14 protein-coding genes are annotated in these 14771 nt (G+C 63.4%); 10 read left to right on the forward strand and 4 right to left on the reverse strand.

The window, feature by feature from the left end; all coding sequences use genetic code 11:
- The first annotated feature begins 57 nt into the window (after window positions 1-57).
- The 8 genes from xthA (at window position 58) to SP68_RS15330 (ending at window position 7710) form a co-directional block, all read left to right on the forward strand.
- Window positions 58-864: an exodeoxyribonuclease III gene (gene xthA / locus SP68_RS15295; RefSeq protein WP_012968464.1), complete on the forward strand. Its 807-nt coding sequence runs from the start codon at window positions 58-60 to the stop codon at window positions 862-864.
- 222 nt (window positions 865-1086) lie between these two features.
- Complete coding sequence (locus SP68_RS15300; RefSeq protein WP_226613127.1) at window positions 1087-1734, forward strand: TVP38/TMEM64 family protein; 648 nt, start codon at window positions 1087-1089, stop codon at window positions 1732-1734.
- Window positions 1721-2431, forward strand: coding sequence for a TVP38/TMEM64 family protein (locus tag SP68_RS15305; protein ID WP_008807737.1), 711 nt, complete (start codon window positions 1721-1723; stop codon window positions 2429-2431). Before SP68_RS15300 ends, SP68_RS15305 begins: the two co-directional genes overlap by 14 nt.
- The gene (locus SP68_RS15310) at window positions 2428-2988 is read left to right on the forward strand and encodes a carboxymuconolactone decarboxylase family protein (RefSeq protein WP_008807736.1); all 561 of its coding nucleotides are present in this window, start codon (window positions 2428-2430) and stop codon (window positions 2986-2988) included. Before SP68_RS15305 ends, SP68_RS15310 begins: the two co-directional genes overlap by 4 nt.
- A 2-nt stretch (window positions 2989-2990) precedes the next feature.
- Complete coding sequence (locus tag SP68_RS15315) at window positions 2991-4169, forward strand: ABC transporter substrate-binding protein (RefSeq protein WP_040975819.1); 1179 nt, start codon at window positions 2991-2993, stop codon at window positions 4167-4169.
- Window positions 4142-5677: an ABC transporter permease subunit gene (locus tag SP68_RS15320; protein ID WP_040975817.1), complete on the forward strand. Its 1536-nt coding sequence runs from the start codon at window positions 4142-4144 to the stop codon at window positions 5675-5677. Before SP68_RS15315 ends, SP68_RS15320 begins: the two co-directional genes overlap by 28 nt.
- The gene (locus SP68_RS15325; protein WP_023297432.1) at window positions 5677-6309 is read left to right on the forward strand and encodes an ATP-binding cassette domain-containing protein; all 633 of its coding nucleotides are present in this window, start codon (window positions 5677-5679) and stop codon (window positions 6307-6309) included. Before SP68_RS15320 ends, SP68_RS15325 begins: the two co-directional genes overlap by 1 nt.
- A 93-nt stretch (window positions 6310-6402) precedes the next feature.
- Window positions 6403-7710 (forward strand): sulfurtransferase, encoded by a 1308-nt coding sequence (locus tag SP68_RS15330; RefSeq protein ID WP_040975815.1) that lies wholly within the window; start codon window positions 6403-6405, stop codon window positions 7708-7710.
- A 51-nt stretch (window positions 7711-7761) separates the two neighbouring features.
- On the opposite strand, the gene SP68_RS15335 is transcribed toward SP68_RS15330, so the two are convergent.
- A complete protein-coding gene (locus SP68_RS15335; protein ID WP_040975813.1) occupies window positions 7762-8385 on the reverse strand; it encodes a CDP-alcohol phosphatidyltransferase family protein in 624 nt (207 codons plus the stop codon).
- An 86-nt stretch (window positions 8386-8471) separates the two neighbouring features.
- On the opposite strand from SP68_RS15335, the gene SP68_RS15340 reads away from it, so the two are divergent.
- Together SP68_RS15340 and gdhA are read left to right on the forward strand one after the other, a co-directional pair.
- Window positions 8472-8882, forward strand: coding sequence for a pyrimidine (deoxy)nucleoside triphosphate diphosphatase (locus SP68_RS15340; protein WP_016160747.1), 411 nt, complete (start codon window positions 8472-8474; stop codon window positions 8880-8882).
- 182 nt (window positions 8883-9064) lie between these two features.
- Complete coding sequence (gene gdhA, locus SP68_RS15345; protein ID WP_008807617.1) at window positions 9065-10408, forward strand: NADP-specific glutamate dehydrogenase; 1344 nt, start codon at window positions 9065-9067, stop codon at window positions 10406-10408.
- A 43-nt stretch (window positions 10409-10451) separates the two neighbouring features.
- Here gdhA and SP68_RS15350 read toward each other — a convergent pair whose 3' ends face one another.
- From SP68_RS15350 to selD, 3 genes are all read right to left on the reverse strand, one after another.
- Window positions 10452-11432, reverse strand: coding sequence for an NAD(P)H-quinone oxidoreductase (locus SP68_RS15350; RefSeq protein WP_022065256.1), 981 nt, complete (start codon window positions 11430-11432; stop codon window positions 10452-10454).
- A gap of 171 nt (window positions 11433-11603) precedes the next feature.
- Window positions 11604-13550, reverse strand: coding sequence for a DNA topoisomerase III (locus SP68_RS15355; RefSeq protein ID WP_016160745.1), 1947 nt, complete (start codon window positions 13548-13550; stop codon window positions 11604-11606).
- A 4-nt stretch (window positions 13551-13554) separates the two neighbouring features.
- Window positions 13555-14598 (reverse strand): selenide, water dikinase SelD, encoded by a 1044-nt coding sequence (gene selD, locus SP68_RS15360; RefSeq protein WP_012542093.1) that lies wholly within the window; start codon window positions 14596-14598, stop codon window positions 13555-13557.
- Between the last annotated feature and the right edge of the window lie 173 nt (window positions 14599-14771).

Here is a 14771-nt window from a genome sequence, read left to right on the forward strand (position 1 = left end):
CCAGGCGAATTTCTGCTACCATCCCTGCACTATTCACCTTGCACAGTGGCAGCGACTATGAAATTCGTCTCTTTTAATATCAACGGCCTGCGCGCCCGCCCACACCAACTGGCCGCCATCGTCGAAAAACACCAGCCGGACGTGATTGGCCTGCAGGAAACCAAAGTTCACGACGATATGTTCCCTCTCGAAGAGGTCGCCAAACTCGGCTATAACGTCTTTTATCATGGACAAAAAGGCCATTATGGCGTCGCGCTGCTGACCAAAGACACGCCGATTGCCGTCCGCCGCGGTTTCCCGGACGATGGCGAAGAGGCTCAGCGCCGCATCATCATGGCGGAGATCCCGTCGCCTTTCGGCAACGTCACGGTGATTAACGGTTATTTCCCACAGGGTGAAAGCCGCGATCATGAAACCAAATTCCCGGCCAAAGCGGCGTTCTATCAGAATCTGCAGAACTATCTGGAGACCGAACTCAACAAAGAGAATCCGGTGCTGATCATGGGCGATATGAACATCAGTCCCACCGATCTCGATATCGGTATTGGTGAAGAGAACCGCAAACGCTGGCTGCGTACCGGCAAATGTTCCTTCCTGCCGGAAGAGCGGGAGTGGATGGATCGCCTGCTGGGCTGGGGCCTGGTGGATACCTGGCGTCAGGCTAATCCGGACAATCAGGAGCACTTCTCGTGGTTCGATTACCGCTCCAAAGGCTTCGACGATAACCGCGGGCTGCGCATCGACCTGCTGCTGGCCAGCCAGCCTCTGGCCCAGCGCTGCGTGGAGACCGGAATCGATTATGAGATCCGCGGAATGGAAAAACCGTCCGACCACGCGCCGGTGTGGGCCACCTTCCGGCCATAATTTACGCCCTTCTCTCGCCTCCCGCCGCGCGGGGGGCAGAATTTCCTGAGCAAAATCAACAAAGCGACGGTAAACCATTGTGACCGTCGTCGGAACAGGATACTGTCGCGCGCACTTTTTGACGTCCACCGCGTCCAGGCTGTACAGGAGACCCCCTCATGAAAAAGAAGCCATCATCCGGCCATTGGTAAAGGGCTGGTACTTCTCGCGCTGGCGACCACGCTGGCCGTTATCAGCCACCGCGCTGGTCTCCACGATCTGCTGACTCACCTGCATCTGTTGCAGGAGACCCTCCGCCATCATGGCGCCTGGAGCTATCTGGTCTATGTTGCGCTATTTATCACTGCCACCCTGTGTCTGATCCCCGGCAGCCTGCTGGTGATCGCCGGCGGGATGCTCTTCGGCCCGCTGACAGGCTCCCTGCTCTCGTTTGCCGCCGCCACCCTCGCCTCCGCGCTGTCGTTTTTAATCGCCCGCTGGCTTGGGCGCGATCTGCTGCAGCGCTATGTGGGCCATACCGCCGTCTTTCAGGCGATTGAGCGCGGTATCGCCCGCAGCGGCTGCGATTTCCTGATCCTCACCCGCCTGGTGCCGCTCTTTCCCTACAACATTCAGAATTACGCCTACGGACTGACGGCGATCCCTTTCTGGCCCTTTACCCTGATCTCCGCCGTGACCACCCTGCCGGGCCTGGTCATCTATTCGGTAATGGCCAGCGAGCTGGCCCGCGAGGGCGTAACTCTCGCCTTCGCGCTCAAACTGAGCCTCGCCGGCGGGCTGCTGTTTGCCCTGGTGCAGATGGGCAAACGGTTTGCCCGCGCCCGCCGTGTGGCAACACCCGGCGAGGAGGTGCGTCATGACCCAACCTGATCGCCGTCACCTGCGCCGCGCCCGGCTGGCCCTTGCCGTGGTGGCCGTCGCAGGGCTGGCCGCCTGGTGGTGGTTCCCCGGCGGGCGTGCCTTTCTGCAGCAGAGTCTGACGGCGTTAGCCTCCCTGGATCCGCAGCAGGTCAGAGGGTTTATCGCCGCCTGGGGGCCGCAGGCCGCGCTGGTCTCATTTGCGCTGATGATCCTCCAGGCGATCGTCGCTCCGCTGCCGGCTTTCCTGATTACCCTGGCGAACGCCGCCCTGTTCGGCGCCTTCTGGGGCGGTGCGCTGTCGTGGTTCAGCGCCATGGTCGGGGCCGGGCTCTGCTTCTGCATCGCCAGAGCGCTGGGGCGCGAAGTGGTGGAAAAACTCACCGGCCGCGCGGTGCTGCGCAGCGTCGACGGCTATTTCACTCGCTTTGGCCCGCAGACGATCCTGGTCTGCCGCCTGCTGCCGTTTGTGCCGTTTGACCCGGTCAGCTATGCCGCCGGACTAACCTCGCTGCGCTTCTGGCCCTTTATGCTGGCCACCGGCGTGGGCCAGCTGCCGGCGACTATCGTCTATTCCTGGGCCGGGAGTCTGCTCACCGGGGGCACCTTCTGGCTGGCCACCGGGCTTTCGCTGCTCTTTGCCCTGGCGGTGGTCATCTCTATCGCCAAAAATATTTACCGTGAACGTCATAAGAGATCGTCGCCATGAGCTTACCCCCGCTGGATTCTGTCCCCCTGATCCTTCGTCCGCAGGCCTGGCTGCACCGCCGGCATTACGGCCAGGTGCTAAGCCCCATTCGCTGGTGGGGACGGATCCCGTGGCTGTTTTACCTGGTTTCTCTGTTCGTGGGCTACATTGAACGCCGCCGCTCGCCGCTGGATCCGGTGCTGCGGTCGCTGGTCAGCGCCCGCATCGCCCAACTGTGCCACTGTGAATTCTGTATCGATATCACCAGCATGACCCTCGCGGCGCGGAGCGGCAGCCAGGACAAGCTCCTGGCGGTCGCCGACTGGCGCAGCAGTACGCTGTTCAGCGAAAAAGAGCGTCTGGCGCTGGCCTATGCCGAAGCCGCCACCCAGACGCCGCCGGAGGTGGATGATGCCCTGCGCAGCGCGATGGCCGCGCATTTTGACGCCAGGGCGCTCACCGAGCTGACCGCCCTGATCGGCCTGCAAAATTTATCAGCGCGGTTCAATGCCGCGATGGCGATCCCGGCCCAGGGGTTGTGTCAGATGCCCACCTCTTCCCCGCAGAATAAGGAGTAACGATGCGCCGTTTGCGTGATTTCAGCCTCTGTCTGTGCCTGCTGCTGCTCTGGCCGCTGGCGGTTAATGCCAACGACAGCTGGCGGCAGATCCAGACGGAAGCCCGCGGGCAGACCGTCTGGTTTAACGCCTGGGGCGGGGACCCGGCCGTCAACCGCTATCTGGCGTGGGTCAGCGAGGAGGTCAAACGCCACTACGCGATCGACCTGCGTATTGTCCCCATCGCCGACGCCGCCGACGCAGTGAAACGCATCCAGAGAGAGGCGCAGGCCGGCCGTCGCCGGGGCGGGTCGGTGGATCTGCTGTGGATCAACGGCGAAAACTTTCGCACGCTTAAGCAGGCCAACCTGCTGCTCACCGGCTGGGCCGAATCGCTGCCCAACTGGCGCTTTGTCGATCTGCAAAAGCCGGTTCGGGAGGACTTTTCTGTCGCCACCGACGGTACGGAGTCGCCGTGGGGCAGCGCCCAGCTGACGTTTATCGCCCGCCGCGGGCAAACGCCGCAGCCACCCACCAGCCCGCAGGCGCTGCTGGCCTTCGCCAGAGCCCATCCCGGCAGCGTGACCTACCCGCGGCCGCCGGACTTCACCGGCACCGCCCTGCTGGAGCAACTGCTGATCGCCCTCACCGACCAGCCGGCCGCCCTGCGCCAGCCGCCGCAGACGGCGACCTTCGCGGCGGTCACCGCCCCGCTGTGGCGCTATCTCGATGCGCTGCACCCGGCCCTGTGGCGGGCGGGCAAGGATTTCCCGGCGTCGCCGGCACGGATGGATACCATGCTCAACAATGGCACCCTCCGCTTATCACTCACGTTTAACCCGCTGCACGCCCGGCAGAAAGCCGCCAGCGGCGAATTACCGACGGACAGCTACAGCTTCGGCTTCACCGCGGGGACCCTCGGCAACGTCCATTTCGTTACCATCCCGGCTAACGCCCGCGCCGTCGCTGGAGCCAAAGTGGTGGCCAATTTCCTGCTCTCGTCTGAAGCGCAGCTGCGCAAGGCCGATGCCGCCGTCTGGGGCGATCCGAGCGTACTGGACCCGCAGCGTCTGCCTGACGGCCAGCGTCAGGCGCTGGCGGCTACCGTGCCGCAGGATCTACCGCCGGTGCTTGCCGAGCCGCACGCGGCATGGGTTGACGCGCTGGAGCAGGAATGGCTGCGCCGCTACGGTACCCACTGATCCTGCTGGCCTGGGGGACGATGGCGGCGATCTATCTGCCGTTGCTCCCCGCCGCCGGGGAACTGGTGGGCGCTGCGCGCTCCCCGGCCCACTGGCGGGCGCTGTTCGCCGACCCGCAGCTGGGCCAGGCGCTGGCCGCCACGCTCGTCTCGACGCTGCTGTCCGTCGGCGGCGCGCTGCTGATCGCCCTGACCGTCGTCGCTGCCCTCTGGCCCTCGCTCCGCTGGCGGCGACTGGCTTCCCGTCTGCCGCTGCTGCTGGCGGTACCCCATCTTGCCCTGGCGACGGCGGCGCTGCTGCTGTTCGCCGAAGGGGGTTGGATCTGGCAGTGGCTGCCGCTTCTGACGCCGCCGGTCGACCGGTATGGCATCGGGCTTGGCCTGACGATGGCCCTGAAAGAGAGCGCCTTTGTGCTGTGGGTGATCTATGGCCTGCTGGGGGAGAAACGCCTCGCCGACCAGGCGACCGCGCTGAAGAGCCTCGGCTACGGCCGCTGGCAGTGCCTGCGCTGGCTGGTGCTGCCCGCCCTGCTGCCCGCCCTCGGCATGGTGCTGCTGGCCGCCACCGCCTGGAGTCTGTCGGCGGTCGATGTCGCCCTGGTGCTGGGGCCCGGCAATCCGCCCACTCTCGCCGTGCTGGCGTGGCAGTGGTTAAGCCAGGGCGATGACCTGCAGCAGGCCAAAGGGGCGCTGGCCAGCCTGTTACTGATGACGATCCTCGGCGGGCTGGCGCTGGTGGCCTGGGGAGGGTGGCGGATACAGCGCCAGTACCAGCCCAATCTGCGCGGTATTCGTCACCCTCATCCTCATGCCCTGCCCGGCCGCCTGCTGGCGGCGCTGCTGCCGCTGAGCGGTCTGCTGGGCGCGCTATTGCTGGCGGGGCTGGCGCGCTCAGCGCCACCGCAGATGGATGCCCTCGGCAACAGCCTTGGCCTGGCGCTGGTGGCCTGCGCCCTCGGCGCGGCTGTCTGCCTGCTGTGGCTGGCCTGCGGCCCGACGCGGGGAGATGGCTGGGTCTGGCTGCCGCTGGTCCTCCCGGCCCTGCCGCTGGCCGCTGGCCAGTACCGGCTGGCGCTGTACGCCTGGCTAGACGGCGAATGGTGGACCGTCCTGTGGGGCCATCTGCTGTGGGTGGTGCCATGGATGCTGTTTATTTTGCGCCCGGCCTGGCGCCAGCGCGATCCGCGGATGGCGGTAATCGCCCGCACGCTCGGCTGGGGGCCCACGCGTATTTTCTGGCTGCTGACCCTGCCCTCGCTGACCCGCCCGCTGCTGACCGCGCTGGCGGTGGGCTTTTCCGTGAGCATCGCGCAGTATCTGCCGACGCTATGGCTGGGGGCAGGCCGTATCCCGACGCTCACCAGTCAGGCGGTGGCGCTCAGCAGCGGCGGCGAGGTGCAGACGCTCGCCGCCCAGGCGCTGTGGCAATTACTGCTGCCGGCGGTATGCTTTACCCTGACGGCCCTTCTCGCCTGGCTGGCGGGCCGCTATCGACGAGGACTTCGCTAGTGCTAACCGTAAACCATCTGACCCTGAGCGTGAAACGTCAGCCGCTGCTGCGGGAGGTGGCCTTTTCGGTGGCGCCTGGAGAAGTGCTGACGCTGATGGGCCCCTCCGGTAGCGGAAAATCGACGCTGTTTGCCTGGATGATTGGCGCCCTGGCCGGCGACTTCCGCGCCGAGGGCGAGCTGTGGCTCAATGGACGTCGCTGCGATACGCTGCCGACGGAGCATCGACGCATCGGCATCCTGTTTCAGGACCCGTTACTGTTCGACCATTTCAGCGTCGGGCAAAATTTACAGCTGGCGCTGCCGGAGAGTGTGCGCGGCGAGGCGCGAAAAGCCGCAGTGGAGCAAGCGCTCAGCCGCGCCGGGCTGCATGGCTTCGCCCCACGCGACCCGGCCACGCTCTCCGGCGGGCAGCGGGCGCGGGTGAGCCTGCTGCGCGCCCTGCTGGCGCGCCCCGAGGCGCTGCTGCTCGATGAACCCTTCAGCCGTCTGGATGCCACCCTGCGCGCCGCGTTCCGCCGCTGGGTTTTTGAGGAACTGGCCCGCCAGGCCATTCCGGCGATCCTGGTGACCCACGATCGCGAGGACGGTCCGCCGGCGGGACGCTGCCTGGCGATGGAGACCTGGCAATGAAGAGCAATAGCGTGCAAACCTGCGTTACCGCAAAGAAATCGGCGCCTGGCGAGCGGAGAATACGCCCTCCACTTTTTACCGTCGGGCATTTCGATGAAACGTGTTTCTCAATTGACCGCACTCGCCCTGCTTATGGGGCTTGCTGCTTCCACCACCTGCGCCGCTGAAACCATGCCAGCGCTCACACTCTCCCACCTGCAACAGCAGCACGGCGTGGCCATTGACACCCGCCTGAGCGCTTATTACAACGGCTGGCCTCAGCGCGCCAACGGCCCCGAAGGTCATGAGCCGCAGGCCCTGAATCTTTCCGCCCGCTGGCTCGGCGCCATGAGCGACGATCAGCTCCGCGCCTGGGCTAAGCAGCACCAGATCCAGCCGGATACCCCCGTCGCGCTGTACGGCAACCCGGAAGATAATGCCAGCGTCGCGGCGCGGCTGAAACAAGCGGGCTTCACCCGGCTCAGTACCCTGAGCGATGCGCTGAGCCAGACCGACCGCCTGCAAAAGCTGCCGCACTTTGAACAGCTGGTCTACCCCCAGTGGCTGCACGACCTGCAGCAGGGAAAACGCGTAGCCGCCGCCCCGACCGGCGACTGGAAAGTGTTCGAAGCCGCCTGGGGAGCGTCGAAACTCTATCTGCTGAGCCATATCCCTGGCGCGGGCTATATCGATACCAATGAGGTGGAAAGTGAACCGCTGTGGAATAAAGTGTCCGACGCACAGCTGAAAGCGATGCTGGCGAAGCACGGCATCCGGCATGACACCACGGTGATCCTCTACGGTCGCGACGTCTACGCCGCAGCGCGGGTGGCGCAGATCATGCTGTACGCCGGGGTCAAAGACGTGCGCCTGCTTGACGGCGGCTGGCAGACCTGGTCCGACGCCGGGCTGCCGGTCGAGCGCGGCATGCCGCCGGCGCAGCAGCCGGCGCAGGACTTCGGCGCGCCGATCCCCGGCCAGCCGCAGCTGATGCTGGATACCGAACAAGCCCGCGGGCTGCTGCATCGTCAGGACGCCTCGCTGGTCAGCGTCCGCTCGTGGCCGGAGTTTATCGGCACCACCAGCGGCTACAGCTATATCAAGCCGAAGGGTGACATCGCCGGCGCCCGCTGGGGCCACGCCGGGAGCGACTCCACGCACATGGAAGACTTCCATAACCCGGACGGCACCATGCGCAGCGCTGACGATATCGCTACCCTGTGGCGCCAGTGGAACATTCTGCCGAGCCAGCAGGTGGCGTTCTATTGCGGGACCGGCTGGCGGGCCTCGGAAACCTTTATGTATGCCCGCGCCATGGGCTGGCCGCACGTCGCGGTGTACGACGGCGGCTGGTACGAATGGAGCAGCAACCCGCACAATCCGGTCGCCCGCGGAGCGCGCGGCCCGGAAAGCAGTCAGTAACTCGCCCCGCCTCAGCGCGTCGCCCCTTTTCGGCGACGCGCGATACCCCGTTTACGCTGTGGTCGTTACCCGCTTTAAGGTCTGGTAGCCACTGCAGATGCGCGTCGCCGTCGTCAGCCAGCACAGCGCGCCAAACAGCCACGCCAGCCAGGCGAAATGCGCCGGAAACAGGCAGCCGAGGACAAACAACAGGATGGTCTCCGTCCCCTCCGTCAGGCCCCCAAGATAGTACAGCGATTTATGGGCGTAGCCGGGATTGGCGATCTGATGCCTGGCCGCCAGTGCGGCAAAAGCGAGAAAGCTGCTGCCGGTGCCGATAAAGGCAAACAGCAGCCAGGCCCCCGCCAGGGCATTGTTCAGCGGATCCGCCAGAATAAAGCCGAACGGCACCAGGGCGTAGAAGAGAAAATCCAGTGCGATATCGAGAAAGCCCCCCGCGTCCGTGAGCCCGCGCCGCCGCGCCAGGGCGCCGTCCAGACCATCCAGCAGGCGGTTGAGGAGAATAGCGACCAGCGCCGCGCTATACCACCCCAGCGCCAGAAAGGGTAGAGCCAGCACGCCGATGGCAAAACCGAGGAGCGTCAGCCCGTCCGGTGAAATACCCGGGCGGTCAAGCGCGCCGGCGACAGCATTAAGCAGGGGTTTGAGGCGCGGATGCAGGTGGCTATCAAGCACGGAGGTCTCCAGCAGGGTTGGCGGTTGTCAGTCAAGGTCTATGGCGGTGATAATAGGCCAGATTCGTCTTATTCACCTTGATGCTTATGCTAAAAATGATTGATGTTGTCGCAGCCATTATTGAACAGGATGGCCAGATTCTGCTGGCGCAGCGTCCGCCCCACGCCGACCAGCCGGGGATGTGGGAGTTCGCTGGCGGCAAAGTGGAGCCTGGTGAAAGCCAGCCGCAGGCGCTGGCCCGCGAGCTACAGGAGGAGATGGGCATCATCGCCCACCCGGCATGCTATATCGCCAGCCATCAGCGGGAAGTCTCCGGCCGCCAGATCCATCTGCACGCCTGGTGGGTGCCGCACTTTCAGGGCATACCGCTGGCCCACTATCACACTCAGCTGCGCTGGTGCCTGCCCGCTGACGCCTTAACCCTCGATCTCGCCCCGGCCGATATTCCTCTGCTGCATGCCTTTATCGCCCAGCGCCCGACCCTTTCCGGCCGCTGATCCGCCCGCCGCCTCGTCATCGTTTTTAGTTATGACGGGCGGACAATTATAAATTTTGTTGTCGGCTTAATTTTTCCTTGCTTGCCTAAGGATTAGCGGTGTTATAGTCGGAAAATCGGTTTTTTCAAGGACCGAATCATAATAAATACATGCAACCACAACCATAAGGGGAACTTATATCTATGGATCAGACGTGCACTCTGGAAGGCTTTCTCACCCGCGTTCAACAGCGCGATCCTCATCAAACCGAATTTGCTCAAGCCGTCCGGGAGGTGATGACCACCCTGTGGCCTTTCCTTGAGGAAAATCCGCGCTATCGTCAGCTTGCTTTGCTGGAACGTCTGGTGGAACCGGAGCGCGTGATCCAGTTCCGCGTGGTGTGGGTGGACGACCGCAATCAGGTCCAGGTCAACCGCGCGTGGCGCGTGCAGTTCAACTCGGCCATCGGCCCGTATAAAGGCGGGATGCGTTTCCACCCGTCGGTTAACCTGTCGATTCTCAAATTCCTTGGCTTCGAGCAGACCTTCAAAAACGCCCTGACCACCCTGCCGATGGGCGGCGGAAAAGGCGGCAGCGATTTCGATCCTAAAGGCAAGAGCGATGGCGAAGTGATGCGCTTCTGCCAGGCGCTGATGACCGAGCTCTATCGCCACCTTGGCCCGGATACCGACGTACCGGCGGGCGATATCGGCGTCGGCGGCCGCGAAGTCGGCTTTATGGCCGGGATGATGCGCAAGCTCTCCAACAACAGCGCCTGCGTCTTCACTGGTAAAGGCCTCTCCTTTGGCGGCAGCCTGATCCGTCCGGAAGCCACCGGTTACGGTCTGATCTACTTCACCGAAGCGATGCTCAAACGTCACGGCCTCGGCTTCGAAGGCGCTCGCGTGGCGGTTTCCGGCTCCGGCAACGTCGCGCAATACGCCATTGAGAAAGCGATGGAGCTTGGCGCGCGGGTGGTCACCGCCTCCGACTCCAACGGCACCGTCGTTGACGAAGCGGGCTTCACCAAAGAAAAACTGGCCCGTCTGATCGACATTAAAGAGCGTGCCCATGGCCGCGTGGCCGACTACGCCCGCGAATTTGGCCTCACCTATCTTGAAGGCCAGCAGCCGTGGTCAGTGCCGGTGGATATCGCCCTGCCTTGCGCGACCCAGAACGAACTGGACGTCGATGCCGCCCGCCAGCTGATTGCCAATGGCGTGAAGGCCGTGGCGGAAGGCGCCAACATGCCGACCACCATCGCCGCAACCGACCTGTTCCTGGAAGCTGACGTGCTGTTTGCCCCGGGCAAAGCGGCCAACGCCGGCGGCGTGGCGACTTCCGGTCTGGAGATGGCGCAGAACGCCGCGCGCATGGGCTGGAAAGCGGAAAAAGTGGATGCCCGTTTGCATCACATCATGCTGGATATCCACCACGCTTGCGTGCAGTACGGCGGCGAAGCGAAGCAGACAAACTACGTGCGCGGTGCGAATATCGCCGGTTTCGTGAAAGTCGCGGATGCCATGCTGGCCCAGGGCGTGATTTAACTTCCCCTGACTCCATCCCGGCGGCTGCCCGCCGGGATGCGTCTCACGACGTCATCGTGATCACCACTTTCCCCAGATGCTGACCACTGTCCAGACAAGCATGGGCCTCGGCAACCTCCGCCATCGGGTAGCTGGCGTAGATCATCGGCTTGCATTTCCCTGCCTCAAGCAGCGGCCAGACGTGGCGCCGCAGCGCCTCGGTAATCTCCTGTTTCTCCGCCGCCGTCCGGCCGCGCATGGTTGAGCCGGTGACGGTGGCTCGTTTGAGCATCAGGGTCTGAATATCAACCTCATGAGCGATTCGTCCGCCCATAAAGCCGATGATCACCAGCCGTCCATCCTTTTTCAGTAGTCCAAGGTTGCGGTTAAAGTAAGGGCCGCCAACGATATCCAGAACGACATCCACGCCTTCATCGTGGGTCAGCTGGCCGATTTTTTCCGCAAAATCATCGGTTTTGTAGTTAATCGCCGTAGCATAGGGACGTAGGGCAGCGATTTTTTCGTCCTGGCCAACGGTGGCATAGACGGTCATCCCCAGCGCGTGGCACAGCAGGACCGCGGTGGTGCCAATCCCGCTGGCGCCGCCGTGGATCAGGATGCTTTCGCCAGGCTGCAGCTTACCCAGCTGGAAGACATTCGCCCAGACGGTGAAGAACGTTTCCGGAATGGCGGCCGCTTCGCTAAAGCTGAGGCCCGCCGGGATCGGCAGCGTCTGGCCTGCCGGCACGGCGCAGTATTCGGCATAGCCGCCGCCGTTGGTGAGCGCACAAACGCGATCGCCGGGCGCAAACGCTGTGACCTGCGCGCCGACCTCAACCACAACGCCCGCCACCTCCAGGCCAGGTACGGGGGTGACGCCCTTGGGCATAGGGTACAGCCCCTGGCGCTGCAGGATATCCGGCCGGTTGACGCCGGCGGCCTTCACCTCAATGAGCACCTCATTCTCCCCAATAGCAGGGATTTCTCCTTCGCGGATCTGCAATACCTCCGGGCCGCCCGGTTGGCTAATAGCGATATATTTCACGGGTCCTCCTTATCGCCGGTGAGAGAAATGAGCAACATTATCGGCAAGCGCGAAGACGCATTCAGGGGGGAAAGTCGTCAAGCCCTGCCCGGCTGTTTAGTGTAGACCATTGACCTGGCTGGCGGAGAAGCGGTGGCCGCGGGGATTCGCATCCTCGCGACCACCGGCGGGTTACTGCGGCGGCGGCGCAGCATCGTCTGCCGCTTTTTTCCCTTTCGGCTTGCCTTTACCTTTAGTGAACGGTTTTTTCGCCCCGGCTGGCGCGGCCAGGCCGCGGAACTGACGCACCGGCGTGCTCCGCGCCTGATCGATCAGCTGGAACAGCGTCCCCACCAGCGGCTGCATAAAGTCCTGATAGCGGCACTGCTTTTCGCTGATCTGCGTCAGGACCGATTCCCAGTGGGCGGTCATATCCGGACGCGCGGCCATCTCCGGCAGGGAGTGAATCAGCGCCCGGCCAGCGTCCGAGGAGTGGATATAACGCCCCTTTTTGGTCAGGAAACCGCGCTTGAACAGCAGCTCGATAATCCCGGCGCGGGTCGCTTCTGTGCCGAGACCGTCGGTGGCGCGGAGGATCTTCTTCAGATCTTTATCCTGCACGAAACGGGCAATCCCGGTCATCGCCGACAGCAGCGTGGCGTCGGTAAAGTGGCGCGGCGGCTGCGTCTGACGCTCCACCACTTCGCCCTTCTCGCACAGCAGTTCATCGTCTTTGGCCACCACCGGCAGCGGCGTGCCGTCGTTCTCTTCATCGCGCTCTTTGCTGCCCAGCAGCGTCCGCCAGCCAGCCTCTGCCAGAAAACGCGCCTTGGCGACAAACTTGCCGTTGGCGATCTCGAGGTCAATCTGGCATTTGCGGAACACCGCGTCCGGGCAGAACTGCATCAGATACTGCCGGGCGATCAGGTGGTAGACCTTCGCTTCGTTATCGGTGAGCTTGACCTGGCTGCTGCGGGCGGTCGGGATAATCGCATGGTGCGCATCGACCTTTTTATCATCCCAGCAGCGGTTGCGGATCTCCGGATCCATTACCGGCTGCGGCAGCAGGTCCGCCGCATGGACGGCAATCGCATTCAGCACCGCATGACGGCCGGCGAAGTGCTCTTCCGGCAGGTAGCGGCTATCCGAACGCGGGTAGGTAATGAGCTTGTGGGTTTCGTACAGCTTCTGGCAGATATCCAGCACGTTTTGCGCGCTGAAGCCGAAACGTTTGGCCGCCTCAATCTGTAGCGCCGACAGCGAGAACGGCAGCGGCGCGGGTTCGGAATCGCGCTTATCGTTATAGCCGGTCACCAGCGCCGGCTGGCCTTCGATGCGCTTAACCACGTGCTCAGCCAGTGGACGATGCAGCAGACGCCCTTCTTCATCCTGATAAGGTTCGCAGGCTTCGCTTGGCACCCAGGTGGCGACAAAACGTTCCTCCTGCGGCGTGACGATATGCGCCTTCACGTCGAAGAAGTCTTTGGCGACGAAGTTTTCAATCTCTTCATCACGGCGAACCACCAGGCCAAGTACCGGGGTCTGCACCCGCCCCACGGACAGTACCCCCTGATAGCCGGCGTTACGCCCCAGCAGAGTATAGGCGCGGGTCATATTGATGCCGTACAGCCAGTCGGCACGCGCCCGCGCCAGCGCCGACACGCAGAGCGGCACGAACTCGCTGTTGGCGCGCAGGCGATTGATCGCCCGCTCCACCGCCTGCGGGTTGAGATCGTTAATCAGACAGCGCTGCACCTGCTGACGCTTCTCCGGCGCCAGCTGCAGGTAATCGAGTACTTCGTCCACCAGCAGCTGCCCCTCACGGTCGGGGTCGCCGGCATGGATCACTTCCTGCGCCTCGCCAAGCAGACGCTTGATCACATTGAGCTGTTTGGTGACCGAGGGTTTGGGTTGTAGCTGCCATTTCTCCGGCACAATCGGCAGGTCGGTGAGATTCCAGCGGGCATAGCGGCTGTCATAGACGTCCGGCTGCGCCTGCTCCAGCAGATGGCCGATACACCAGGTGACCACCTGCCCGTTGCCGCACTCAATATAGCCATCGCCTTTGCGGTGCGGTTTAGGCAACACATCGGCGATAGCCCGACCGAGACTCGGTTTTTCCGCAATAAACAACCGCATCGAATCAACGGATCTCGATCATGGGTCGTCCGCCGCGGGCGGTGACCAGCTCGCCGATGGCGGCCAGCTTAATGCCGAACTCCGCCGCAGCGGCCTGGACTTCGGCTTCCGCTTCCGGAGTCACCGCCAGCAGCAGGCCGCCGGAGGTCTGCGGATCGCACAGCAGGTCCCGCCACTCCGCCGGCATCTCACCCATCAGATGGCCGTAGCTGGCAAAGTTGCGCCCGGTGCCGCCCGGCACCGCGCCGGCGGCAATATAGCCTTCCACCCCCGGCAGTTTTGGGATATCGGCATAGCGCAGCTGCGCCTGCACGCCGGCCCCGCGGCACACCTCGCTGAGATGGCCGAGCAGGCCAAAGCCGGTGACGTCGGTCATCGCCTTCACTCCGTCGATGGCGGCAAACGCGGCGCCGGCGAGGTTCATCTGGCACATGGTTTCCGTCGCCAGTCCCTGATGCTCTGGCTTGAGCAGCGATTTTTTCTCCGCGGTGGTCAGCACACCGATCCCCAGCGGTTTGGTGAGATACAGTTTGCAGCCCGCCTGCGCAGTGCTGTTTTTCTTGATGCGCTCGGTGGGCACCACGCCGGTGACCGCCAGACCGAAGATCGGCTCCGGAGCGTCAATGGAATGGCCGCCTGCCAGCGCGATCCCGGCCTGCTGGCAGGCAAAGCGCCCGCCCTCGACCACTTCACGGGCAATTTCCGGCGCCAGGGTGTTGATCGGCCAGCCAAGGATGGCAATCGCCATAATCGGTTTCCCGCCCATGGCGAAAATATCGCTGATGGCGTTGGTGGCGGCGATGCGGCCAAAGTCGAACGGATTATCGACGATCGGCATAAAGAAATCGGTGGTGCTAACGATTGACGTGCCGTTACCAAGATCGTAGACGGCGGCATCGTCGCTGGTTTCGTTGCCGACAAGCAGGTTCGGATCGACAAACTTCGCCTGCTCGCTATGCAGGATGGTTTCCAGCACCTTCGGGGAAATTTTACAACCACAACCGGCTCCGTGGCTGTATTGCGTTAAACGAATGGCTTGCTCGCTCATGGACATCTCCTGTCATTGCAATCCCGCTATGTTAGCGCCCAAACGCCAGGGTGGTAAGTACGACAGTCTGAAATCGCGTATGGTTGCTCATTAAGCAGACAAAAAGCCGTTTTTGCGAGACACGGCAATTTTTTCCCGACCATTTTCACTTTTACTTAAAGATGACAGAAATG

Origin of the sequence: Klebsiella variicola (assembly GCF_000828055.2) — a bacterium.
In the GTDB taxonomy this organism is placed as follows: domain Bacteria; phylum Pseudomonadota; class Gammaproteobacteria; order Enterobacterales; family Enterobacteriaceae; genus Klebsiella; species Klebsiella variicola.

Bases quoted from the DNA above. Each gene is read 5' to 3' on its own strand.
- xthA (WP_012968464.1), top strand. From the start codon at position 58: ATGAAATTCGTCTCTTTTAATATCAACGGCCTGCGCGCCCGCCCACAC.
- SP68_RS15305 (WP_008807737.1), top strand. From the start codon at position 1,721: ATGACCCAACCTGATCGCCGTCACCTGCGCCGCGCCCGGCTGGCCCTT.
- SP68_RS15310 (WP_008807736.1), top strand. From the start codon at position 2,428: ATGAGCTTACCCCCGCTGGATTCTGTCCCCCTGATCCTTCGTCCGCAG.
- SP68_RS15315 (WP_040975819.1), top strand. From the start codon at position 2,991: ATGCGCCGTTTGCGTGATTTCAGCCTCTGTCTGTGCCTGCTGCTGCTC.
- SP68_RS15320 (WP_040975817.1), top strand. From the start codon at position 4,142: ATGGCTGCGCCGCTACGGTACCCACTGATCCTGCTGGCCTGGGGGACG.
- SP68_RS15330 (WP_040975815.1), top strand. From the start codon at position 6,403: ATGAAACGTGTTTCTCAATTGACCGCACTCGCCCTGCTTATGGGGCTT.
- SP68_RS15340 (WP_016160747.1), top strand. From the start codon at position 8,472: ATGCTAAAAATGATTGATGTTGTCGCAGCCATTATTGAACAGGATGGC.
- gdhA (WP_008807617.1), top strand. From the start codon at position 9,065: ATGGATCAGACGTGCACTCTGGAAGGCTTTCTCACCCGCGTTCAACAG.
- SP68_RS15355 (WP_016160745.1), bottom strand. From the start codon at position 13,550: ATGCGGTTGTTTATTGCGGAAAAACCGAGTCTCGGTCGGGCTATCGCC.
- selD (WP_012542093.1), bottom strand. From the start codon at position 14,598: ATGAGCGAGCAAGCCATTCGTTTAACGCAATACAGCCACGGAGCCGGT.